This window comes from Olleya sediminilitoris (genome assembly GCF_016785945.1).
GTDB classification, from domain to species: Bacteria; Bacteroidota; Bacteroidia; order Flavobacteriales; family Flavobacteriaceae; genus Olleya; species Olleya sediminilitoris.
In genome coordinates, this window is the sequence record NZ_JAEMEF010000013.1 from 74,009 (window position 1) to 97,448 (window position 23,440).

At 31.5% G+C, this 23,440-nt stretch carries 22 protein-coding genes; 13 read left to right on the top strand and 9 right to left on the bottom strand.

Annotated features, from left to right (window positions below):
- Window positions 1-12: 12 nt before the first annotated feature.
- The 3 genes from JAO71_RS13305 to panB all read right to left on the bottom strand — a co-directional run bounded on the left by JAO71_RS13305 (window position 13) and on the right by panB (window position 3,063).
- Window positions 13-1,383, bottom strand: a complete 1,371-nt coding sequence (locus JAO71_RS13305; protein ID WP_203001296.1) for an aldehyde dehydrogenase — start codon at window positions 1,381-1,383, stop codon at window positions 13-15.
- A 143-nt stretch (window positions 1,384-1,526) separates the two neighbouring features.
- Window positions 1,527-2,222, bottom strand: coding sequence for an RluA family pseudouridine synthase (locus JAO71_RS13310; protein WP_203001298.1), 696 nt, complete (start codon window positions 2,220-2,222; stop codon window positions 1,527-1,529).
- A 22-nt stretch (window positions 2,223-2,244) separates the two neighbouring features.
- Window positions 2,245-3,063, bottom strand: coding sequence for a 3-methyl-2-oxobutanoate hydroxymethyltransferase (gene panB / locus JAO71_RS13315; protein WP_028290785.1), 819 nt, complete (start codon window positions 3,061-3,063; stop codon window positions 2,245-2,247).
- Between the two features lie 115 nt (window positions 3,064-3,178).
- Here panB and JAO71_RS13320 point away from each other — a divergent pair, with 115 nt between their 5' ends.
- Window positions 3,179-3,631, top strand: a complete 453-nt coding sequence (locus JAO71_RS13320; protein ID WP_203001300.1) for a nuclear transport factor 2 family protein — start codon at window positions 3,179-3,181, stop codon at window positions 3,629-3,631.
- Here JAO71_RS13320 and JAO71_RS13325 read toward each other — a convergent pair.
- Entirely contained in the window at window positions 3,628-5,049 is a 1,422-nt protein-coding gene (locus JAO71_RS13325) for an L-serine ammonia-lyase (protein ID WP_203001302.1), read from the bottom strand. The two genes, JAO71_RS13320 and JAO71_RS13325, sit on opposite strands and share 4 nt — an antisense overlap.
- 180 nt (window positions 5,050-5,229) lie before the next feature.
- Here JAO71_RS13325 and dnaK point away from each other — a divergent pair, with 180 nt between their 5' ends.
- The 4 genes from dnaK (at window position 5,230) to cmk (ending at window position 9,437) form a co-directional block, all read left to right on the top strand.
- The gene (gene dnaK / locus JAO71_RS13330; protein ID WP_028290782.1) at window positions 5,230-7,134 is read left to right on the top strand and encodes a molecular chaperone DnaK; all 1,905 of its coding nucleotides are present in this window, start codon (window positions 5,230-5,232) and stop codon (window positions 7,132-7,134) included.
- Between the two features lie 146 nt (window positions 7,135-7,280).
- On the top strand, window positions 7,281-8,228 hold the full coding sequence (locus tag JAO71_RS13335; RefSeq protein ID WP_203001304.1) for an NAD(P)H-dependent flavin oxidoreductase: 948 nt from the start codon (window positions 7,281-7,283) through the stop codon (window positions 8,226-8,228).
- 9 nt (window positions 8,229-8,237) lie between these two features.
- Window positions 8,238-8,678, top strand: coding sequence for a hypothetical protein (locus JAO71_RS13340; RefSeq protein ID WP_203001306.1), 441 nt, complete (start codon window positions 8,238-8,240; stop codon window positions 8,676-8,678).
- Between the two features lie 69 nt (window positions 8,679-8,747).
- Window positions 8,748-9,437, top strand: a complete 690-nt coding sequence (cmk, locus tag JAO71_RS13345; RefSeq protein WP_116822645.1) for a (d)CMP kinase — start codon at window positions 8,748-8,750, stop codon at window positions 9,435-9,437.
- A 77-nt stretch (window positions 9,438-9,514) separates the two neighbouring features.
- On the opposite strand, the gene JAO71_RS13350 is transcribed toward cmk, so the two are convergent.
- Window positions 9,515-9,895: a LysM peptidoglycan-binding domain-containing protein gene (locus JAO71_RS13350; protein WP_116822646.1), complete on the bottom strand. Its 381-nt coding sequence runs from the start codon at window positions 9,893-9,895 to the stop codon at window positions 9,515-9,517.
- 342 nt (window positions 9,896-10,237) lie between these two features.
- Here JAO71_RS13350 and rpsA point away from each other — a divergent pair, with 342 nt between their 5' ends.
- From rpsA to JAO71_RS13380, 6 genes are all read left to right on the top strand, one after another.
- A complete protein-coding gene (gene rpsA, locus JAO71_RS13355) occupies window positions 10,238-12,076 on the top strand; it encodes a 30S ribosomal protein S1 (protein WP_028290776.1) in 1,839 nt (612 codons plus the stop codon).
- 294 nt (window positions 12,077-12,370) lie between these two features.
- Complete coding sequence (locus JAO71_RS13360; protein WP_162874821.1) at window positions 12,371-12,673, top strand: T9SS type A sorting domain-containing protein; 303 nt, start codon at window positions 12,371-12,373, stop codon at window positions 12,671-12,673.
- 151 nt (window positions 12,674-12,824) lie between these two features.
- Window positions 12,825-13,364, top strand: a complete 540-nt coding sequence (gene pyrR, locus JAO71_RS13365; RefSeq protein ID WP_116822648.1) for a bifunctional pyr operon transcriptional regulator/uracil phosphoribosyltransferase PyrR — start codon at window positions 12,825-12,827, stop codon at window positions 13,362-13,364.
- A 60-nt stretch (window positions 13,365-13,424) separates the two neighbouring features.
- The gene (locus JAO71_RS13370) at window positions 13,425-14,354 is read left to right on the top strand and encodes an aspartate carbamoyltransferase catalytic subunit (RefSeq protein WP_054850890.1); all 930 of its coding nucleotides are present in this window, start codon (window positions 13,425-13,427) and stop codon (window positions 14,352-14,354) included.
- Window positions 14,355-14,356: 2 nt separating this feature from the next.
- Window positions 14,357-14,689 (top strand): hypothetical protein, encoded by a 333-nt coding sequence (locus JAO71_RS13375; RefSeq protein WP_028290772.1) that lies wholly within the window; start codon window positions 14,357-14,359, stop codon window positions 14,687-14,689.
- A gap of 3 nt (window positions 14,690-14,692) precedes the next feature.
- A complete protein-coding gene (locus JAO71_RS13380) occupies window positions 14,693-15,598 on the top strand; it encodes a ribonuclease Z (protein WP_116822649.1) in 906 nt (301 codons plus the stop codon).
- On the opposite strand, the gene JAO71_RS13385 is transcribed toward JAO71_RS13380, so the two are convergent.
- The gene (locus JAO71_RS13385; RefSeq protein WP_116822650.1) at window positions 15,595-15,903 is read right to left on the bottom strand and encodes a DUF3784 domain-containing protein; all 309 of its coding nucleotides are present in this window, start codon (window positions 15,901-15,903) and stop codon (window positions 15,595-15,597) included. The genes JAO71_RS13380 and JAO71_RS13385 overlap by 4 nt on opposite strands.
- A 44-nt stretch (window positions 15,904-15,947) precedes the next feature.
- Here JAO71_RS13385 and pdxH point away from each other — a divergent pair, with 44 nt between their 5' ends.
- The gene (pdxH, locus tag JAO71_RS13390) at window positions 15,948-16,595 is read left to right on the top strand and encodes a pyridoxamine 5'-phosphate oxidase (protein WP_203001308.1); all 648 of its coding nucleotides are present in this window, start codon (window positions 15,948-15,950) and stop codon (window positions 16,593-16,595) included.
- 158 nt (window positions 16,596-16,753) lie between these two features.
- The gene (locus tag JAO71_RS13395) at window positions 16,754-17,245 is read left to right on the top strand and encodes a CAP domain-containing protein (RefSeq protein ID WP_203001310.1); all 492 of its coding nucleotides are present in this window, start codon (window positions 16,754-16,756) and stop codon (window positions 17,243-17,245) included.
- An 87-nt stretch (window positions 17,246-17,332) separates the two neighbouring features.
- Here the strand turns inward: JAO71_RS13395 and JAO71_RS13400 are convergent, their stop codons facing one another.
- The 3 genes from JAO71_RS13400 to JAO71_RS13410 form a co-directional block, all read right to left on the bottom strand.
- The gene (locus JAO71_RS13400; RefSeq protein ID WP_203001312.1) at window positions 17,333-19,279 is read right to left on the bottom strand and encodes an OmpA family protein; all 1,947 of its coding nucleotides are present in this window, start codon (window positions 19,277-19,279) and stop codon (window positions 17,333-17,335) included.
- 3 nt (window positions 19,280-19,282) lie between these two features.
- Complete coding sequence (locus tag JAO71_RS13405) at window positions 19,283-20,230, bottom strand: PorP/SprF family type IX secretion system membrane protein (protein WP_203001314.1); 948 nt, start codon at window positions 20,228-20,230, stop codon at window positions 19,283-19,285.
- Window positions 20,231-20,238: 8 nt separating this feature from the next.
- On the bottom strand, window positions 20,239-23,440 hold a 3,202-nt coding region (locus JAO71_RS13410), incomplete at its 5' end, for a DUF7507 domain-containing protein (protein WP_203001316.1).

The window sequence follows — 23,440 nt, forward strand, 5'->3', positions numbered from 1 at the left end:
CATTGCAGGAAGCTACAACCATTTAAGTACTTTTCTAACAGTGTTTAATTTACCTTTATAAGGTGCATAGCGTACTGGAATATCTAACCAATTAGCTTTTTTTACGACTCCTTTTTTATGACTAAATGTATCAAAAGTATGTTGACCATGATAAGCTCCAATTCCGCTGTTACCAACACCTCCAAACGGTAATCTGTGATTTGCAAAATGCACTATAGTGTCGTTTATGCAACCACCTCCAAACGAATATTTTTTTATTAATTGTTTCGCTTTTGCGGAATTTGTGCTAAATACATACAAGCTTAAAGGCTTGTTATAAGACAGTATTATACGATCTAAATCCGAAACATCTTGATAAGAAACTACAGGTAGAATTGGTCCAAATATTTCATCTTTCATGACTTCGCTATCCAATTTTGGTTCGTCAATAATAGTTGGAGCTATATAAAGATCTTTAGCATTAGTTTGACCACCAATTTTACACTTTTGATTAACCAATAACTCAGACAGACGTTCAAAATTTTTGATATTTATGATTCTAGCTAAATCTTTTGAGTCTTCAGGGTTTTGTCCATAAGCTAATTCTATTTCATGTTGTATAGCTTTGTAAAAGGCTTCCTTTTTTGTGTGATGTATCAAAACATAATCAGGAGCAATACAGGTTTGACCAGCGTTAACAAATTTACCCCAAACTACTCGTTTTGCAGTAAGTTTAATATTAGCAGTTTCGTCTATAATACAAGGGTTTTTTCCGCCTAACTCTAACGTTATTGGTGTTAAATTTGGTGCTGCTGCTTTAGCTACTATTTTGCCAACATTAACACTTCCTGTAAAGAAAATATAATCCCAACGTTGATGTAATAATTGTGTAGATGTACCAACACCACCTTGTACTACAGTAACGTGTTCTGGTTTAAATACCTTTTTAATAATATCACTCAATAAAGCAGATGTGTTTGGTGTAAGTTCGCTTGGTTTAAGTACAACTGTATTACCTGCTGCAATAGCACCAACTAAAGGAGCTATTGCTAGTTGGTAAGGGTAGTTCCAAGGTGCGATGACTAAAACATTTCCATAAGGTTCAGAATACAAATAATCTGATGACGGGAAATTTAATAAAGCAGGAAAAACACGTTTTGGTTTAGCCCATTTACTTAATTTTTTTATGGTATGTTTTAAATCTTGTATTACAATAGCAGTTTCGGTTAAAACACTTTCAAATTCTGGTTTTTTAAAGTCTTTATATAACGCCTCAGTGATGTCTTGTTCTCTAGTTATTAAATGGTTTAAAAGTGATTTTAAGACTTTTTTACGGTAGGCTACCTCTTGGGTTTGCCCTGTTTTAAAAAACTTTTTTTGAGCATTTAATAGATCTGGTATCATAGGTGTTTTTTTATTTTAAAGATAACTATTTTATAAGGTTGTTATTATTGCGTTAGTGGTAGAAATGGCATCCTTTTTTTGCTGCCATATATGGCAAAAAAAGATATAATGGATGACACGACCCTTGTGGTAACGCCAAAAAACTAAAGACAAGCATCCCAAATAGGGTCTTTAGGTAAAGGAGCTGTAATATTTAAATCGGTTTTAGATACTGGATGAATAAAGGTGATATTTCTGGCATGTAGGCTAATACTTGCATCTTTATTACTACGGTTAAATCCGTACTTTAAATCTCCTTTTATTGGGCTTCCTATTGTGGATAATTGTACACGTATTTGGTGATGACGTCCTGTTTCTAGATTAACTTCTAATAGATAATAATTGTCTAGTTTTTTTAAAATTTTGTAATGTAATATAGCTTTTTTACTATCAGGAACTTCTTTTTTGTAGGCTCTAGATTTATTGTTTTTGGGATTTTTTTTAAGCCAATGTACTAAGGTTCCAGATGGTTTTTCTGGAGGGTTTTTTACTAATGCCCAATAGGTTTTAGAGATGTCTTTAGATACAAATAACTTGTTTAAACGTGGTAATGCTTTACTTGTTTTAGAAAAAATGACTAATCCTGTTGTTGGTCTATCTAACCTATGGACAGTACCTAAATAAACATTTCCTGGTTTGTTGTATTTAACTGCTATATAGTTTTTAACAACATCGCTTAAGGGTGTGTCTCCTGTTTTGTCTCCTTGTACAATATCTCCAGCACGTTTATTTACTACAATAATGTGATTATCTTCATAAACAACCTTTAAATTGTCTTTATTGGATAATGTCTTTGACATTTTATTTGTTAACTATTGTAAGTTAATACTGTTCTTTATCGCTTGGGAAATTTCCGCTTTTAACATCCTTACCATATTGTATAAAAGCATTTGTCATGTCTTCATAAAGATTCATGTAACGACGTAAAAATCTTGGATTAAACTCATGTGTCATTCCAATCATGTCATGAGTAACCAGTACTTGACCATCAACACCATTTCCGGCTCCAATACCAATTACAGGAATAGACACACTTTCTGCTACTTCTTGAGCTAATTTAGCAGGTATTTTTTCTAAAACTAATGCAAAACAACCTGCTTTTTCAAGCATCAAGGCATCATCTTTTAATTGTTTAGCTTCTTGCTCTTCTTTAGCACGAACAGTATAAGTACCAAATTTATATATAGATTGAGGAGTTAACCCTAAATGTCCCATAACAGGTATTCCTGCATGTAAAATACGTTTAATAGAGTCTTTTACTTCTTTACCGCCTTCCATTTTAACCGCATGTCCACCAGATTCTTTCATGATTCTAATAGCACTACGTAAAGCTTCTTTTGGGTCACTTTGGTAACTACCAAAAGGTAAGTCAACCACAACTAATGATCTGTCTATTGCTCTAACTACAGATGACGCATGATAAATCATTTGATCTAGTGTAATTGGTAAAGTAGTTTCATGTCCAGCCATAACATTACTAGCAGAATCACCTACTAGAATAACGTCAGTACCAGCACTATCAACTATTTTAGCCATAGTGTAGTCATAAGCAGTTAGCATAGAGATTTTTTCTCCATTTTTTTTCATTTCTACCAATGACTTAACAGTTACTCTTTTATATTCTTTTTTAGCTACAGACATATTTAGTTTCGTTTTTGTATGGATTGTAAATGTACAAAATTAAGGATTAAGACTAAATTTTTCTTTACTACTGAAAATCTTATATTTACGTTTTAATAATAAATTAAAATAGTATATGAGATTTGTTTTTAGTCTTTTTTTTGTGTTGAACGTTGCTTTTCTCCATGCACAAAATAATGCAGAAGAAGAGATGGTTATAAAAACAATCACTAACTTTTTTGAGGGCTTTCATGCTCAGGATAGCACTAAAATGTATAATGCCGTTTATAAAACTGTACTAATGCAATCTATTAGTAAAACAACGTCTAAAGATGTAACATTGTCTTTGACTAACTTTAAAGCTTTTGTGGGTCAAATTAAATCAATTCCAGAAACTGATTCTTTTAAAGAAGTTTTATTAAGTTTTGAAGTGAAGATTGATGGTAATATGGCTAATGTTTGGACACCTTATGAGTTTTGGTATAATGACAAAAAAAGGCATTGTGGTGTTAACTCGTTTCAATTAATAAAAGAGAACAGACAGTGGAAAATATTTTATATAGTAGATACCAGACGCTCTTTTAATTAGCAATCTGCCAAACTTACACGAACTGCTAAACCACCTTCGCTGGTTTCTTTATATTTGGTATTCATGTCTTTTGCAGTTTCCCACATAGTATCTACAACTTTATCTAAAGGTACTTTTACATTTTTTGGATCTGTGTCAAGAGCAAGTTCTGCTGCGTTAATAGCTTTAATTGCTCCCATGCTGTTGCGCTCTATACAAGGTATTTGTACTAAGCCACCAATTGGGTCACAGGTTAGTCCAAGGTGATGTTCCATAGCTATTTCTGCAGCAATCATAACTTGTTCTGGTGTTCCACCAGAAAGTTGACATAATCCAGCAGCAGCCATTGCAGACGACACTCCAATTTCGGCTTGACATCCACCCATTGCAGCACTAATTGTAGCTCCTTTTTTAAAGATACTACCAATTTCACTAGCGACTAATAAAAAGGTTTTTATATCGTCAAAGTTAGCATCATGATTTTCAATAACCATATAATACATTAATACAGCAGGTATTACTCCAGCGCTTCCGTTAGTTGGTGCAGTTACTACACGTCCAAGTGAGGCATTTACCTCGTTAACAGCTAATGCAAAACAACTAACCCACTTTAGTATTTGTCTAAACTTAACTTCACTATGTCTAATACTTTCTAACCATTCTTGAGGTGTGTTGTATGGGACTTCTATATTCAATCTTTGGTGTGTGTCAAAAGCACGACGTCTAACATTTAAACCTCCTGGTAAATTACCTTCAGTGTGACAACCAACAAACATACATTCTAACATGGTGTCCCAAATACGTTTTAGCTCAAAATCAATATCCTCGTCAGATCTAAGTGAGCGTTCGTTTTCTAAAACAATTTCAGAAATAGATTTGTTTTCATTATTACAAAAAGCTAATAGTTCTGAAGCTTTATCAATAGGAAAAGGAAATTCTTTTTTTAGTTCTTTATTTTCGGCATCAACCGTTCGTTCTTCTTTAACTACAAAACCACCACCAATAGAGTAGAAGGTAGAGGTGTTTATTTGGTTTTCCGCGAAAGCGGTAAATTTTATTCCATTAGCATGAAAAGGCAAGAAGGCACGATTAAAAACAATATCCTTTTTGATGTCAAAAGGGATAACACGCTCGTTATTTAAAACTAATTTTTCAGTATTATTAATGGATGCTATAATAATGTCTATGGTATCTGTTGGGATGCGTTCTGGATCTGCACCACTTAAACCAAGCATGACTGCTAAGTCAGTAGCATGCCCTTTACCTGTCAATGACAACGATCCGTAAAGATCTATAGTTACGTTTTGGATACTATCAAAAAGATTGGCTTCTTTTAGCTCGTATATCCAACGCTCAGCAGCTCGCCAAGGACCTAAAGTATGAGAACTAGAAGGACCTACGCCAATTTTAAGCATGTCAAAAACAGAAATACACTCCATAACTTCGAAATCGTTTTAGTATTGAGCGACAAATATAGTTTTTTGTATCACATATTAATATTAAAAAGAAATAGATTTTAAAAGTGATTATGACATCGTGTCAGTCCTATTGTCTTGGCATAATCATTGACTTATTGAAACCGTAATAGTTACAACACAAAATAAAAAATATATAAAATTATGAGTAAGATTATTGGAATCGATTTAGGAACAACAAATTCATGCGTTTCTGTAATGGAAGGTAATGAAGCTGTTGTTATCCCAAACGCAGAAGGTAAACGTACGACACCTTCAGTTATCGCTTTTGTAGAAGGAGGCGAAATTAAAGTTGGAGATCCAGCTAAAAGACAAGCAGTAACAAACCCAACAAAAACAGTTTATTCTATTAAACGTTTTATGGGTAACAAATATTCTGAATCTAAAAAAGAAGCAGAACGTGTACCTTACAAAGTAGTAAAAGGAGATAATGACACACCACGTGTTGATATTGATGGTCGTTTATACACACCACAAGAATTATCTGCAATGGTATTACAAAAAATGAAAAAAACTGCTGAAGACTACTTAGGTCAAGATGTATCTGAAGCAGTAATTACAGTACCAGCATATTTTAATGACTCGCAAAGACAAGCTACTAAAGAAGCAGGTGAAATTGCAGGACTTAAAGTACGTCGTATTATTAACGAGCCTACTGCAGCAGCATTAGCTTACGGTATGGACAAAAAAGGTACAGACCAAAAAATAGTTGTATTTGACTTTGGTGGTGGTACGCATGATGTATCTATCCTAGAATTAGGTGATGGTGTATTTGAAGTATTATCTACAGATGGAGATACGCACTTAGGAGGAGATGACGTTGATCAAAAAATTATTGACTGGTTAGCAGACGAGTTTAAAAACGAAGAAGGAATGGATTTAAGAGAAGATCCAATGTCTTTACAACGTGTTAAGGAAGCTGCAGAAAAAGCTAAGATTGAATTATCATCTTCTGAGCAAACAGAAATCAATTTACCATACATTACAGCTACAGCTAGTGGACCAAAACACTTAGTACGTACTTTAACACGTAGTAAATTTGAACAATTAATTGACGATTTAGTAAAACGTACTATTGAGCCATGTCAAACTGCATTGAAATCTGCAGGTTTATCAAAATCTGATATTGACGAAGTTATTTTAGTAGGTGGATCTACACGTATACCAGCAGTACAAAAAGCAGTAGAAGCATTTTTTGGAAAAGCACCAAGTAAAGGAGTAAACCCAGATGAGGTAGTATCTTTAGGAGCAGGAATCCAAGGAGGAGTTTTAACTGGAGATGTAAAAGATGTATTACTATTAGACGTTACACCTTTATCATTAGGTATCGAAACTATGGGTAATGTATTTACTAAGTTAATTGAAGCAAATACAACAATACCAACTAAAAAGTCTCAGGTTTTCTCAACAGCAGCAGATAACCAACCATCAGTAGAGATTCACGTATTACAAGGTGAACGTGCTATGGCAGCAGATAATAAAACAATTGGACGTTTCCATTTAGATGGTCTTCCACCAGCACAAAGAGGAACACCTCAAATTGAAGTAACTTTTGATATTGATGCTAACGGAATTATTAAAGTATCTGCTACAGATAAAGCTACAGGAAAATCTCAAGATATTCGTATTGAAGCGTCTTCTGGTTTAACTGAAGAAGAAATTCAAAAAATGAAAGCTGATGCTGAAGCAAATGCTGAAGCAGATGAAAAAGCAGCAGAAACAGCTAAAAAATTAAATGAGGCTGACTCTATGATTTTCCAAACAGAAAATCAATTAAAAGAATTTGGTGATAAATTATCTGATGATAAAAAAGCACCAATTGAAGCAGCTTTAGCAGAATTAAAAACAGCTTACGAAAGTAAAGATCTTGCTGTTATCGAGCCAGCGTTAGAAAAAATTAACGAAGCTTGGAAAGTAGCAAGTGAGGAAATGTATAAAGCTCAAGCAGAAGCACAAGGTGGTCAGCCAGGTCCAGATGCAGGAGCAGGAGCAGACAACTCAGCAGAAGGAAACGATGTTGAAGATGTAGACTTTGAAGAAGTAAAATAATTATAGATCTGATTAAATATCAGAATCGCATAATATTTAAAACGCAATCATTAATTTGATTGCGTTTTTTTGTTTTCAATCATGAAAAAAAACTATGCATGCATAATAAATTTATTCATATATTTGTATATATAATAAACTGAACAATGGAAACTAAATTAACTCAACTATTAAATATAAAATATCCTATAATACAAGCACCAATGTTTTTAGTGTCTAATGTTGCTATGGTAACAGAGGGAATGAAAGCAGGTGTTGCAGGTTGTATTCCTGCGTTAAATTATCGTACTTTAGAAGAGCTAAAAGCTGCAATTAAGCAATTAAAAGCTAATAAAGTTGAAGGAGGATCTTTTGGATTTAATTTAATAGTTAATAAATCTAATATTAAATATAAAGACCAACTTAGAGTGTTGTGTGAAGAAGGATGTGATTTTATTATAACATCTTTAGGTAGTCCAGAAGAAACCATTAATCAAGCGCATAAAGCAGGAATAAAAGTGTTTTGTGATGTTACGGATTTACGTTTTGCTAAAAAGGTAGAACAATTAGGAGCAGATGCTGCGATAGCAGTTAACAATCAAGCAGGTGGACACAGAGGAAACATCTCTCCACAAGAATTAACTAGTCAATTAAGTAAAGCTTTAAGTATACCAGTGATTTCAGCAGGTGGAGTAGGATGTAAAACAGATATTGATATCATGCTTAGTTATGGAGCAGAAGGTGTATCTGTAGGTAGTCCTTTTATAGCATCAGTAGAAGCAGGTGTTACAGATGAGTATAAGCAGGCATGTGTTGATTATGGAGCAGAAGACATTATAATGACAGAACGTATCTCTGGTACACCGTGTACAGTTATTAATACACCTTACTTACAGAAAATAGGGACTAAACAAACGTGGTTAGAACGTGTATTAAATAAAAATAAAAAATTGAAAAAATGGGTTAAAATGATTCGTTTTTCAATAGGAATGAAAGCTACAGAAAAAGCAGCTAAAAAGGCGACTTATAAAACGGTTTGGGTTGCAGGTCCTAGTATCGAGCATACAAAAGAAATTTTACCAATAAAAGACATTGTCTCTAACTTGACAAAATAGATATTGACTATGGCTATCGATTCAAAATTTATAATAAAGTTTTTACAGGTAGCCTTAGCTTGTTTCATTTTAGGTGTAGGTGTTATTTTTTTCACATTAATATATGAGAAGAAAGAAGATGTTTCAGGTATTAAACCTTATTCAGAATATTTGAATATTCCTTTCAAATTAGATGATTATGCAACCATACAATGGTCTGATACTAAAATAAGGTTTTCGTATTATAGTTTAAATCTAAACGAAGCTTCAGATTACGACAGGGAAGACATAAAATCTGTCAAAGTTTATAAACCAGGCGAAACTATTACTTTTCATAAAGCAAAAAAGTTTTCTCACCTTCATACAGGCACAACCTATTATCTTATAGGTCGTGATACTATAGATACAGGAGAAATCATTGATTTTGAATATCATTATTCAAGTGGACTTTCTCCTTTTTCAATCAATTAGTAAAGCCCTTAAAGTCAAGCTTATTTTTCCGAATTATAATTCCTACTTTTGCAATCTAAAATAATATAAGTGCAAAAAATAACCATAGCAATAGACGGTTTTTCATCTACAGGAAAAAGTACTGTAGCCAAACAATTAGCAAAACATTTAGGATATGTATATGTAGATACAGGAGCTATGTATAGAGCTGTTACATTATTTACTATGCAAAATGGATGGATTGATAATAATCAGTTTGATGTGGTTGCTTTAGTGTCGCATTTAGATGCTATTACAATTAACTTTCAGTTTAATCCAAAATTAGGTTTTGCAGAAGTGTATTTAAACGGAAACAATGTAGAACATCAAATAAGAACACTTGAAGTATCTAGTTTTGTTAGTAAAGTTGCAGCAATTCCTGAAGTCCGTTATCAGTTAGTAAAACAACAACAACAAATGGGCAAAGATAAAGGTGTTGTTATGGATGGTCGTGATATTGGTACAGTCGTTTTTCCTTATGCAGAACTAAAAATATTTATGACAGCTTCAGCAGATAAACGTGCTAAACGACGTTTTGATGAGTTGGTAAGTCGTGGTGATGAGGTTGATTATGAAGATGTTTTACGTAATGTCCAAGAGCGTGATTATATTGATAGTCACAGAGAGGATTCTCCTTTAGTAAAGGCAGACGATGCCATAGAGATTGATAATTCTGATCTCACTTTAAAAGATCAGTTTGATAAAGTTTTAGATTTAGTAACAAAAACAGTTAGTAGTTAAAGACTAAATATTAAAACATAAAAAAAGCGAATTGATAATTAACTATCAATTCGCTTTTTTAGTTACTTATAATAAGCCTATAAGTTAGGTATTTTTAATTCTTGATCTACTTTGATCATGTCAGGATTATCTAAGATATCTTTATTAGCTTCAAAAATAGCAGTGTATTTAGCAGCATTACCATAGTAATGTTTAGCAATTTTACCTAAAGTATCTCCACCAACAACAGTATGTCTAGCATAAACAGACTCATCTGCAACTTCAATATTAGCTAATATGTCAGAAGGGCTATCTCCACCAGCTTCTTTGATAGCATCCCAAATAAGGTTTTTCTCATATTGTGTAGCAGCAGTTCCTTTAACTTTTAATACACCATTCTCTTCAGTAACGTTTCCGTTAGCGATATTTAATTTTTCTCCTAAATCAAGTACACCTTGATATTTTGCTCTTACAGCCATAAAATATTTGTTTTAATTTATTAATCAGTTTAAAGATAGTAATTAATATAGCAGAAATATTAACAAAATATTACTTTTGTTAAAAGTTAGATAAAGTGTTTGTTTTGTCGGTTAAAGTGTTTTAAATGTGTTTTATTAGAATATTTTAAAGTATTAAAAATCAGTATTTTAATATTTTTTAATAACCATTAGGCAGTATGATTAAAAAGTAGTATTTTTGCACACCTTTTTAGCGCATATAAGAAAGATAGGAAGGGACTAAAACAATTTTATTTATAACACTTCTGTGTGTTAGCGCATCTAATCTTCTTAAACACAACAGAATACAAATTATTATCTGCAATGGCTGAAAAAGCAAAACAAGCAGAAGTTGAAGCTCAAGCAGCAGCAACAGCAAAACAAGACGCTCCAGTAATATCTGAAGCACAAGCAAACCCTGAAAAATTCTTAGCTGAGTTTAACTGGCACAACTACCAAGAAGGTATTGATGAGGTTGAAGATTCTCAATTAAAAGAATTTGAAAAATTAGTATCAGAAAATTTCGTAGACACTTTAGATGATGAAGTTGTAGAAGGAGAAGTAATTCATATTACAGATCGTGATGCAATCATTGACATCAATGCAAAATCTGAAGGTGTAATTTCATTAAACGAATTTAGATACAATCCAGACTTAAAAGTAGGAGACAAAGTTGAGGTATTAATTGATGTACGTGAAGACGCAACAGGACAATTAGTATTATCTCACAGAAAAGCTCGTGTAATTAAGGCTTGGGACAGAGTAATCAAAGCTAACGAAACTGGAGAAATCGTAAACGGTTTTGTAAAGTGTCGTACTAAAGGTGGTATGATTGTAGATGTATTTGGTATTGAAGCTTTCTTACCAGGATCTCAAATCGATGTTAAGCCTATTAGAGATTACGATCAGTACGTAAACAAAACTATGGAATTTAAAGTGGTGAAAATCAACCACGAATTCAAAAACGTAGTAGTATCTCATAAAGCTTTAATTGAAGCTGATATTGAAGAGCAAAAGAAAGAAATTATCGGTCAATTAGAAAAAGGTCAAGTACTAGAAGGTGTTGTTAAAAACATTACTTCTTATGGTGTATTTATTGATCTTGGAGGAGTTGATGGATTAGTTCACATTACAGATTTATCTTGGTCTCGTATCAACCATCCAAATGAGATTGTTGAGTTAGATCAAAAATTAAATGTTGTAATCTTAGACTTTGATGAAGATAAGTCTAGAATCCAATTAGGTCTTAAACAATTATCTAAACATCCATGGGATGCATTAGGTGAAACTGTTGCTGTTGGAGATAAAGTAAAAGGTAAAGTTGTTGTAATCGCTGATTATGGTGCATTTATCGAAGTTGCAGAAGGTGTTGAAGGTTTAGTACACGTGTCAGAAATGTCATGGTCTACTCACTTACGTTCGGCTAACGACTTTGTAAAAGTTGGAGACGAAATTGATGCAGTTATCTTAACATTAGACAGAGAAGATCGTAAAATGTCATTAGGTATCAAGCAATTATCTGCAGATCCTTGGACAGATATTACAACTAAATACCCAGTAGGTTCTAAGCACACAGGTATTGTACGTAACTTTACAAACTTTGGAGTATTTGTTGAATTAGAAGAAGGTATTGATGGATTAATTTACATCTCTGACTTATCTTGGACTAAGAAAATCAAACACCCATCTGAGTTCTGTAACGTAGGAGACAAATTAGATGTTGTTGTATTAGAGTTAGATGTTGAAGGACGTAAATTATCTTTAGGTCACAAACAAACAACTGAAAACCCTTGGGATAAATACGAAACTGAGTTTGCTTTAGATACAACTCACACAGCTGAAATCGCTGATGTTGTAGATAAAGGAGCTACTATTGAATTTAACGAAGATATCGTTGCTTTTGTACCTTCTCGTCACCTTGAAAAAGAAGACGGTAAGATGTTAAAGAAAGGTGATTCTGCAGAATTCAAGATTATCGAATTTAACAAAGAATTCAAACGTGTTGTTGCTTCTCACACTGCTATATTCAAAGCAGAAGAAATGGCAAATGTAAAAGCTGCTGCTAAGAAAGCTGCTGCTCAAGCTGAAGAGTCTAAACCTACTTTAGGTGATGCTAACGAAGCTTTACAAGCGTTAAAAGATAAAATGGACGGTAAAGCATAAGCTTTAAGTTTATATCTTATATTTAAAAAGCCTCTCAGCAATGAGAGGTTTTTTTATTTTATATAACATTTGTAAATTATCCTATTTCAATTTTTAAATTGAAATAATGAATAATAACGATTAAGTCCACAATAACAAGATTAAATGTTAAAGTTTTTTATATTTAATAGTTTTTTATTTGTAATTACCTTACCTTTAGAATGATAACACAGTGATTATATGCAAAAAACTACTTTAATTTTTTTATTGCTCTTAATAATATCCTTTTCAACGATAGGTAGAACTAGCTATTTTATGACAGAAAGTAATACTACTGCTTCTGTCAATTCTAGTATTATTAATACCTCATTGGATAATAACTTAAGTATCCAAGACCCTAAACTCAATTACTTTGTAAAACAAGATCTTATTAAGATTACTAATAATACAAGTTTTAAACAATATGAAGTATATAATATTTTAGGAAAAAAAGTGCTCCAAAAAAAGGATCATAAATATATAGAAACTATTAATATTTCTGATTTAGCAAAAGGAGTATATATTCTTAAAATGTCAAATAACAATACCTTTAAAACTTTAAAATTTATAAAACAATAAACACTATATTTTAATTATTATAATCAATAAAAAAAACAGAAAGTAAATAGCTTTCTGTTTTTTTTATATAAAAACTTTTAACTATTACTTCAGTAATTGCAAACACTGATTTTTTAGCTTAACTTTGTTAACCAAACCCGTTTGGAACACTATGAGTCAAAAAGTGCTACTTAATGCTACAGAAGTCAATATTATACTACACAGATTGGCTTGTCAGCTCATCGAAAATCATAATGATTTTTCAAATACCGTATTAATTGGTTTGCAACCAAGAGGAAAATATTTGGCAAATCGTTTGGCTGGAATGCTTAAAGATGAGTATAAAATCAAGAATTTACAATTAGGTCATTTAGACATTACATTTTATCGTGATGATTTTAGAAGAGGTGAAAAAACTTTAGAGGCTAATAGTACAGAAATAAATGTACACGTCGAGGATAAAAAAGTTGTTTTTATAGATGATGTTTTACACACAGGACGTAGCATACGCGCAGCATTAACAGCAATACAGTCTTTTGGAAGACCAACCGAGATTGAACTACTTACACTAATAGACAGACGTTTTAGTAGACACTTGCCTATACAACCAAATTATAGAGGACGTCAGGTAGATGCTATAAATAACGAGAAAGTAAAAGTAAATTGGTTAGAAAATGAGGGTGAAGATGCAGTTTACTTAATACAAAATTAGGGTTACATTAAATTAATTGACTAACAGGTAATTAATTTTACCACTAGAATACTAAATACTATGAGCGAGTTAAGTGTCAATCACTTATTAGGAATTAAATATCTTAACAAACAAGATATTGAGCTTATTTTTAAAACAGCCGATCATTTTAAAGAGGTGATTAATCGTCCGATTAAAAAAGTACCTTCATTACGTGATATTACAATTGCCAATTTATTTTTTGAAAACTCGACTCGTACCAAATTGTCTTTTGAATTAGCAGAAAAACGTTTATCTGCTGACGTGATTAATTTTTCAGCATCTCAGTCTTCAGTCAAAAAAGGAGAAACTTTAATAGATACAGTAAATAATATATTATCCATGAAAGTGGATATGGTAGTCATGCGTCATCCAAATCCAGGAGCAGGTGTGTTTTTATCTAAGCATGTTAACGCAAGTATAATTAATGCAGGTGATGGTGCACATGAGCATCCAACCCAAGCCTTATTAGATAGTTATTCAATAAGAGAACGATTAGGGGAAGTTAAAGGAAAAAATGTAGTTATAGTTGGAGATATTTTGCACAGTCGTGTAGCATTATCTAATATATACGCATTAAAATTACAAGGTGCTAATGTTATGGTTTGTGGACCAAAGACATTATTACCTAAACATATTGAAAAATTGGGAGTAACGGTTGAAACCAATTTGAGAAAAGCATTAAATTGGTGTGATGTTGCAAATATGTTACGTGTTCAAAACGAACGTATGGATATTAGTTACTTTCCATCAACCAGAGAATATACTCAACAATTTGGAGTTAATAAAGCACTTTTAGACAGTCTTGACAAAGAGATTACTATTATGCATCCAGGACCAATTAACAGAGGTGTGGAAATTACTAGTGATGTTGCAGACTCAAAACAAGCTATTATATTAGATCAAGTACAAAATGGAGTAGCAGTAAGGATGGCAGTAATCTACTTGTTAGCCTCTAAAATAAAACAATAATTATGATTATAGATCAAAACGAAAATACGACCATAATTACCCAAGAAAATGCTTCGGTTATAGAATTGGTTAAAAAAATTGAAACGTTGTACCCAAAATATAAAAACAATAATATTATTGTTAATTTAAACACAGGTACACCAATTTCCTTAGAAAAAATAATAGAATTTTTAAGATTGTCAAATCAACATCGTTCAGCAAAACATTCATTTGTAATTGTAAACGAAGGTATTGATGTAGATAAAACTCCTGATGAAATTATCATAGTACCAACTTTACAAGAAGCCTATGATATTATTGAAATGGAAGATATGGAACGTGATTTAGGATTTTAAATAATGAAATTAAATATTCTAGGCTGTTACAGTGCAACACCACGTACATTTACTAATCCAACTGCTCAAGTTTTAGAAATAAACAATCATATTTTTTTAATTGATTGTGGAGAAGGTACTCAGGTACAATTACGAAAAAATAAAGTTAAGTTTAACCGTATTAAACACATTTTTATTTCGCATTTACATGGTGATCATTTTTTTGGTTTAGTTGGTCTAATTTCAACTTTTAGATTATTGGGACGTGATACAGATTTACATATTTATGCTCCTAAAGGATTAAAAGAAGTAATAACACTTCAGATGAAATTGTCTAATTCATGGACCAATTATAATCTGTATTTTCATGAATTAACAAGTAAATCTTCTGAAATTATTTTTGAAGATCAAAAAGTTACTGTCCAAACCATACCATTGGATCATCGCGTATATACTAATGGATTTTTATTTAAAGAAAAAGAAGGAGAGCGTAAGTTAAACATGAACGCTGTATTAAATAGTAGCATTGATGTATCTTATTATCGTAAATTAAAACAAGGCTTTGACGTAACAAATGAAGCTGGTACGTTAATTAAAAATGATGCAGTCACTTTTCCTCCAAATAAGCCTAAAAGCTATGCTTTTTGTAGTGATACAGCTTACAACGAAGCTATAGTACCAATTATTGATGAAGTAGATGTATTATATCATGAATCCACATTTTTAGAACAACACGCTAAGTTAGCAGCACCAACAAAACATAGTACAGCTAAACAAGCTGCAAGTATAGCTAAACAAGCTAATGTTGGGCAATTAATATTAGGACATTATTCTACAAGATATTCGGATTTAAATGTTTTTAAAGAAGAAGCTCAAACAATATTTGATAACGTTAAGTTAGGTGATGATGGTAAAATATTTGAGTTTTAAAGTTTAAAACGCTTATTAACCATTATCAAACCAACAATAATAACCAAAACAATAATTATTGTATTACAATACATAATTGTACTATCTCTAATTAAACACATTGTTAATATTGCATAATTAATAATACAAAAGACACCTAAACCTATAAGCAAACGTTTTAAAAAGTTGGATAAACTAACAATATCAATCTTAGCTTTTTTGTCTTTTGGTAATGTGTTATAACCAGCAATTAATTCAGGATATTTTTTAACTAAATAACCAGTAATAATTAAAATTAAACTAAGTAGTATTTGTGAATAAACCATATACTAAAATAGTAAAAATTCTTTTAAATATATAAATTACAGTCATGGAAAAAGACTTAAGTAACTATAGAAAATCTTACGAAAAAGGAGAACTACTCCTTAAGGACACTCCAGAAAATCCTTTTGAATTGTTTAGAACATGGTTTAATGATGTAGACAAGCATTTTCCAGAAGATGAAACTAACGCAATGACATTATCTACAATAGGAATAGATGGATATCCTAAAAGTAGAGTAGTGCTGCTTAAAAAGTTTACTTATGAAGGTTTTATCTTTTATACAAATTACGAAAGTGAAAAAGGAAAAGCTATACAACATAATCCTAACGTATGTTTATCATTTTTTTGGCATGGAGCAGAAAGACAAATTATTATTAAAGGTAAAGCTACTAAAATAGCAGATAATTTAAGTGATGGATATTTTGAGTCCAGACCACGAGGTAGCCAACTAGGTGCAATTGCATCCAACCAAAGCAGTATTGTTGAAAACAGAATAGTTTTAGAGCAAAAACTAAAGCAATTAGAAGTAGATTATGAGGGTAAGACTATAGAAAGACCTGATTTTTGGGGAGGTTTTATTGTTAAGCCTATTTCTATCGAGTTTTGGCAAGGAAGACCTAATAGATTGCATGACAGAATCTTATATGATTTAGACGCTCAATTCAATTGGGTTAAAAATCGATTATCGCCATAATTTTTCGGGTAAGATGTAAGTAAAAACATTAAAACATCGATGAAATGCATTGAATAACGTTAAAATACATGTTTTTAATCGATTTTAACATTATATTAACAGTTTTATAGGTAGTAGTGTTCTACTTTAGTGATCTCAAACTAATAGAACACAACAAAATGAGACGTTTTACTTACCTACTTGCTGTTATTTGTTTTACAATTACATTGTCTTCTTGCTCATCTGATAGTGAAGATCAACCTAACCAGGATGTTAATGCATTAGTTATTCCTGAGTCTAAACCAATTGAAATTGAAATTTTGGAGTTAATTAATCAACACAGAATTAGTATTGGTTTAAATAGTTTAGAGAGTCACCAATTAATTAAAGGTCAGGCGTATTCTCATACAGAATATATGGTTGATGTTAGTGAAGTAAATCATGATAATTTTTTTAGCAGAAAGTCATTTTTAGTAGACAATGCTAACGCTATTAAAGTATCAGAAAATGTTGCTTATGGTTTTACAAGTGCTGAGTCAGTAGTTAATGCATGGTTAAATAGTGAAGGACACAAAGGTAATATTGAAGGAGACTACACAGATTTTGAAATTTCTGCGGAATTAGGTAAAAATAATAAGTGGTATTTTACCAATATATTTATGAAAAGATAAAATTTATTCAGTATATATTTAAAAGCCTTTCCAAATTTGGAAAGGCTTTTTTGTTAAGCTATTGATTTGTAATTATTTAAACAGAGGTTATTGATACTGATTGGTAATAATAAATTTAGAGCGTCTATTTTCTTCATGTTTTTTATCGGTACATTTCACTCCGTTTTTACACTCATTAAGTATTTGGGATTCGCCATAACCTATAGCACTCTGTATTCTGTCTGTTGCAATACCTCTAGAAAATAGATAATCTCTGGTTGATTTTGCACGTCTATCAGATAATTTTAAATTGTATTTATCTCTACCGCGACTATCTGTATGAGATTCAACTTTAATAATCATCTTTGGATGTTCTCTCATAACCGCAACAATATTTTCTAATTCATAAGCAGCATCAGGTCTAATATTAGACTTGTCGTAATCAAAATAAATTGGATTAATAACTATTTCGTTATCAATAATTAATGGCTTTAAGTATAAATCAATTGTAGGTTTATCTTCATTTTTAGGTGAGGTTACAAAATCTTTCATATCAGATTTATAAACTACTCTTTCTCCTAAGATGGTGTAGGTTTTATCACAACCAATTTCTTTAAATTCATACTTACCATCTTCTTTAGTAAAAAAAGTTTCAATTACTTTACCATTAACATCTAATAATGATACCATTACTTTATTTAATGGCTCTTTAGTAAGTTCATCATACATAACACCAGACACTAATTGCTTACAATCGTATTTACCAAAACTATATATATCATCTCCTCCTTTTCCACCTTCTCGATTTGAAGAGAAATAACCTGTTTGGGTCTCTGAATCAATATAATAACAAAAATCATCAAACGAACTGTTATAAGGTGCACCAAGATTTTTAATATACACTTGTGTTGAATCGTTTTCTTTAATTTTTAAAATATTAGATTCAAAAATATCTAGTAACCCTAAATTTAAGTTTCCATCACTAGAAAAATATAATGTTGAATCTTTAGCTACGAACGGAAATTTTTCATTTCCTTCTGTGTTGATATCAGCTCCTAAATTTACAGGTGTTCCATATGTACCATCTGACTTAATATTAACTTTATATAAATCGGTTTGTCCAAAACCACCTTCCATGTCTGATACAAAATATAATGTTTTGTTATCAGGACTTAAAGCAGGTGCACCACATGAGTAAGCATCATTATTAAATGGAAGTTCGACTATATTATCCCAACTATCATCGGATTTACTTGCTTTGTAAATTTTTAAATTGGATGTACCTTCTTTTGAGTATCGACGTTTTTCTTTTTTATTAACGTTATTTCTTGTAAAATATATAGTTTGACCATCATTAGTAATTGTTACTAATCCTTCATGATCATCTTTTGTATTTACTGAAGAATTCAATTTTACAGGTTCTCCAAAACTTTTTTCTTTATTTTCAACTTTAATTTCAGATTGAAAAATATTTAAAAAAGGTTCATTATTCCATTCATAAAGTTCTTTTTTATTTGTGATAGAATCTTTTACCCAAGTAGAGTATAAGTACAATGTATTATTGTGTTCATAACCTCCAAAATCGGAATAGGCAGTATTTAACGCAAGGTTTTGAATGTCGACATAAACTTTTTCAGTATTCGTCAACTGATTATAATTTTCGATATTAAAATTGTCAATATCTTTAATACGTTTATCTCTCTTATTAGATTCATTAAATGTTCTTAAATAATCATTTGCTAAATCATATTTTTTTTGACTTCTTAAGGTTTGTACATATTTATATATGTACTCTGAGTTTATTTTTGGATACTTATCAATTGCTTTTTTATACCAAAATTCAGCCTTTTCAACTCTACTTGTGTTAAAGTAGCTATCACCAATTCTAGTTAATATATGCTCAGTACTATCTTCTTTTTTTAAAGCTTCTTTGTAAAGTTCTGCAGCTTTTTCGTAGGCATAATCTCTAAAAAAATTGTCAGCAACTTTTGTTTGTGCAGTAGTAAATTGTACTAAAAAGAATATAAAAAAATATAAAGTTATTTTTAGTTTCATTTTTTAAAAATATCTAGGTGATTTTACACGTTTTGTTGGTTTAAATACCTCAAACATTAGTAGTATTTCATGAGTTCCACCAGTGTAAGGTCTTAAATCTGATATATAATGTTCGTAGGCATATCCAATTCTTAATTGTGGTGATACCTGAAAATCTGCAAGAGCACCTAAAGTAGAAGTATCTGAATTATATCTATAACTTCCACCTAACCAAAATGTTTCGTCAAATAATAAATGTGCACTCAAATCAAACGAAATAGGAGCTCCATTTGTAACTTTTACTAGTGTAGAAGGCTTTAATTTAAGATTATCATTTAAATCTAACACATATCCAGCGGTAAAATAATATCCAACACGTTCAATAGCTATATAATCTATCTCTGGATCTAAATCACTTTCGTTATAATCAGTATTTAAAATTCTAGGTGCAGAAAGTCCCACATACCATTTATTTTGGTGTAAGTAAGCACCAACTCCAATATTAGGATTCCATCTATTTGTAAAATTACTAAAAAATGGATCTATTGATACTGTTGGGTCATCAAGAAAACCTTCTTGATCAAGATTATAATGTGTAAATCCTGCTTTTAAACCTAAGGCTAATTTTGTTTTTTCTGATACTTGTATTGTATATGAAAAATCTCCATAAGCATAAACAAAATTTTCATAACCTAACTCATCATTAATTACAGATAAACCAAGTCCGACTTTTTCATTTTTAAGAGGTGCGTGAGCAGAGATAGTAGAAGTTGTTGGTGCGCCAGCAAGGCCAACCCATTGACTTCTATGTAATCCAACAATACTAATAGTTTCTCTACTTCCTGCATATGCAGGATTTATAGAGATTGTATTAAACATATATTGCGAAAATTGCGGTAATTGCTGTGCTAATAGTTGTGTACAACTAAACATAATCAATATACCAACAGTATATATATTTACTTTTTTCATTTATCGTTTTATTTAGTTCCTAAATAAAGAGGTCCTGCTAGGGTATCAATTCCACTATCTAATATGTTAACTACGTAATAATATGTTCCGTTTGGTAAACGTCCAGCAGATCCAATAGATCCACTTGGACTTTGTCCACTCCAATCGTTTTGGTAATCTGCAGATTTAAAAACAATATCTCCAAATCTGTTGAAAATTTTAATGTCTATAATATAACCACACTGTTCAAGTCCACCAACTACAAAAGTCTCGTTGTAATTATCTCCATTTGGTGTTACAGCCTTAGATATTTTTAAATCATCTTCACCACAAGGTAATACTATACAATCATCATTAATTGTCAATGTTAACTCGTATGATGTTAAACAAGTGCCATTTGAAGTTGTGTAAGTAAATACGTAATCGCCTAATTCTACTTCAAGTGGATCAAATATTCCATCAGTTATTTCTGTATCATCCGTTACTACGTCCCATTCTATTGAGGTATCAGCATCTAGAGGTAAATATTCATATAAATCTATTAACCCATCTAAAGTACATCTTTCTTCATTTAATGGAGTCGTAAAGTTTTCTGTTAATACATTAGTAACATGAGTAATAGTAGTATCATTACCACAATTATCTGTTGCTGTCCATGTCCAAACTAAATCATAGATTTCTTCATCTCCTGTAAACTCTGTTGTTTCATTAAATACAACTGTCATATCTGTAGTAGAACAACCATCTTCAAATACTAATTCTGGTATTTCAGGAATAGTTGAACAAGTGACACTATTTGGTAAATCGAAAGTAGTTACTAATGAAGGACCTGTAGTATCAATTATTGTTAATGTAGCTGTCAGCGTACTAAAGTTTCCTGAAGTATCAGTTAAAGTATACATAACTTCAATTGTTCCATTTGATCCACAATTTGTTACTAAATTATCAAAATTAAAATCAGAAGTAATTAATACGTTAGCATCACATGAATCTGTAACACAATTTTCAAGAGCAGAAAGATTTGAATTGTTCCAAGATTCCGCTAATGTTTCGTTATTACTTCCATCACATTCAATAGTTTCATCTAAAACTTCACAATCAATTGCATTAGGAGCTGTGATATCTTCAATTAGTTCAGTTGTAATTTGGTCTGTATCACTAACATTATTTCCATTCAATAAATCTTCAGCTGAAACGGTTGCAGTATTGATAACTTCAGTTGCATCAATATCTAATTGTGTAATTAAATAAGTTGCTGTATATACCCATGTCTCGGTAGGAGCAAGATGACCATTATTATCAAGATCTCCAGAGGTATAAGTTATAGTGACATTTGGAGTCGCATTTTCTAATAGTGGATCAGAAATGATTACATTTTCTAATGAAATTGAACCAGTGTTAGTTATTGTAAAAGTGTAAGATATGGTTTCATCTATTTCACTACATTCGTTTGCATTATCATTATTAAATACACCTGTCTTGACTATATTAATACCAATTGTAGGGTCACAGAAGCTTACTTCTGTATTATCGTTATCTATGATGTAAGTATCGTTATCCGTTATATTAGTATTATCTAAAACGTCATTACCATTAACAGTTACTGTATTAGTAATAGTCCCAGCATCAACATCTGCTTGAGTAACTGTATAATCAGGAGCAGTATAAGTCCAAGTTTCAGTAGGCTGTAAGATGTTATCATTATTAGTATCACCAGCAAGAGTAACATCTGCAGTAATATCACCACCAAGTAATGTATCGTTGATAGTAATAGTATCAATAGATACAGAACCAGTATTGGTAACGGTAAAAGTATAAGTAACTTGACTATCAACTGCTAAACATGTATCACCATTAGCAATAGCAGCAGTTTTAACAACATTGATTCCTGAAGAAGTACAAAGTGTAATTACTGTTGTATTATCAGTATCTACTGTAGTTCCTGATATGTCAGATACAGTAATGTTATCAGTATTTGTTGCTGAAACTGTTGCTTGGTTTTCTACTTGACCTGAATCGATTTGAGTTTGATTTATTGCGTAATTTGCTGTATACATCCAAGTTTCATTCTGTTCTAAAATATTATTTGAATTTACATCACCTGAAACTAAAGTAATAGTTGTATTCGGATTAGAATTTTCGAATAAAGGATCAGAAATAATAATGTTCTCTAAAGGAGTATTACCGTTGTTAGTGACAGTGAATGTATAGGTTATAGTTTCATTTGTATTAGAACAATTATCTTGATTTTCATCATTATAGACACCTGTTTTAACGATGTTAATACATGAATTAGTTATCGTAACAGGTAAAGTAATGCTACAATTGTTAGCATCTGTTATTGTTACATTATAAGTATTTGCTTCTAGGTTAGTTGCTGTAGCTGTATTTTGCGCTAAATTATCATTCCATAAATACTCATATGGTTCAGTACCTCCTTCTACAAATATAGTTGCAGATCCGTTAGAAGAGCCACATATTGTGTTTGTTTGTGAGTTAATACTAGCTGATAACACCGCATCCGGTTGAGTGATAATAACGTTTTGATCAAAAGTACATCCGTTAGCATCTAAGACGGTAATAGTATAATTGCCTTGCGTTAGATTACTAAACGTTCCATTGTTTTGGTATGTATTTCCAGCATCAATAGAGTAAGAGTAAGGACTAATTCCACCATTAGCAACAATAGTTACTTGTCCATTATCACCATTAAAACAATCTACATTAGTTTGCGACTCAATAGTTGCGTTAACGTTAGTATCAGGTTCTAGTATAGTAGCAGAGTCAGTAGTGGTACAGCCTTTATCATCAGTAATAATAACGGTATAGGTACCAGCAGGTACATTAATTAAGTCTTCTGTAGTAGAAGCATTAGCGTCATCCCACAGGAAAGTATAGTTTCCATTTCCACCATTAACCGCTAAATCTAAAGCACCAGTTTGCTCACCTTTACAAAGTATGTTTGAAACCGCAATAGCCGAACTTAGTTGATTAGGTTCATTAATAGTAATAGTTGTATTGGCAGTACACAGTGTTATTTGATCGGTAACAGTAATTGTGTAATCACCAGCAGGTAAGTTACTAACTGAAGTTGTTGTATTAGTAATAGTATCCCAAGCATAAGTAAAGTCACCAGAGCCACCAGTTACAGTAGCATTAATAGTTCCATTACTTTGACCAAAACATACCGCAGGAGTAGAAGTACCAGTCACAGATAGGTTATTACAAGAC

Coding starts and splice junctions, on each gene's coding strand:
- JAO71_RS13320 (WP_203001300.1), top strand. CDS start 3,179: ATGAGATTTGTTTTTAGTCTTTTTTTTGTGTTGAACGTTGCTTTTCTC.
- JAO71_RS13375 (WP_028290772.1), top strand. CDS start 14,357: ATGATTATAGATCAAAACGAAAATACGACCATAATTACCCAAGAAAAT.
- JAO71_RS13380 (WP_116822649.1), top strand. CDS start 14,693: ATGAAATTAAATATTCTAGGCTGTTACAGTGCAACACCACGTACATTT.
- JAO71_RS13385 (WP_116822650.1), bottom strand. CDS start 15,903: ATGGTTTATTCACAAATACTACTTAGTTTAATTTTAATTATTACTGGT.
- dnaK (WP_028290782.1), top strand. CDS start 5,230: ATGAGTAAGATTATTGGAATCGATTTAGGAACAACAAATTCATGCGTT.
- JAO71_RS13305 (WP_203001296.1), bottom strand. CDS start 1,383: ATGATACCAGATCTATTAAATGCTCAAAAAAAGTTTTTTAAAACAGGG.
- JAO71_RS13335 (WP_203001304.1), top strand. CDS start 7,281: ATGGAAACTAAATTAACTCAACTATTAAATATAAAATATCCTATAATA.
- JAO71_RS13325 (WP_203001302.1), bottom strand. CDS start 5,049: ATGGAGTGTATTTCTGTTTTTGACATGCTTAAAATTGGCGTAGGTCCT.
- pyrR (WP_116822648.1), top strand. CDS start 12,825: ATGAGTCAAAAAGTGCTACTTAATGCTACAGAAGTCAATATTATACTA.
- JAO71_RS13370 (WP_054850890.1), top strand. CDS start 13,425: ATGAGCGAGTTAAGTGTCAATCACTTATTAGGAATTAAATATCTTAAC.
- JAO71_RS13400 (WP_203001312.1), bottom strand. CDS start 19,279: ATGAAACTAAAAATAACTTTATATTTTTTTATATTCTTTTTAGTACAA.
- JAO71_RS13310 (WP_203001298.1), bottom strand. CDS start 2,222: ATGTCAAAGACATTATCCAATAAAGACAATTTAAAGGTTGTTTATGAA.
- rpsA (WP_028290776.1), top strand. CDS start 10,238: ATGGCTGAAAAAGCAAAACAAGCAGAAGTTGAAGCTCAAGCAGCAGCA.
- JAO71_RS13360 (WP_162874821.1), top strand. CDS start 12,371: ATGACAGAAAGTAATACTACTGCTTCTGTCAATTCTAGTATTATTAAT.
- JAO71_RS13395 (WP_203001310.1), top strand. CDS start 16,754: ATGAGACGTTTTACTTACCTACTTGCTGTTATTTGTTTTACAATTACA.
- JAO71_RS13405 (WP_203001314.1), bottom strand. CDS start 20,230: ATGAAAAAAGTAAATATATATACTGTTGGTATATTGATTATGTTTAGT.
- pdxH (WP_203001308.1), top strand. CDS start 15,948: ATGGAAAAAGACTTAAGTAACTATAGAAAATCTTACGAAAAAGGAGAA.
- JAO71_RS13340 (WP_203001306.1), top strand. CDS start 8,238: ATGGCTATCGATTCAAAATTTATAATAAAGTTTTTACAGGTAGCCTTA.
- JAO71_RS13350 (WP_116822646.1), bottom strand. CDS start 9,895: ATGGCTGTAAGAGCAAAATATCAAGGTGTACTTGATTTAGGAGAAAAA.
- panB (WP_028290785.1), bottom strand. CDS start 3,063: ATGTCTGTAGCTAAAAAAGAATATAAAAGAGTAACTGTTAAGTCATTG.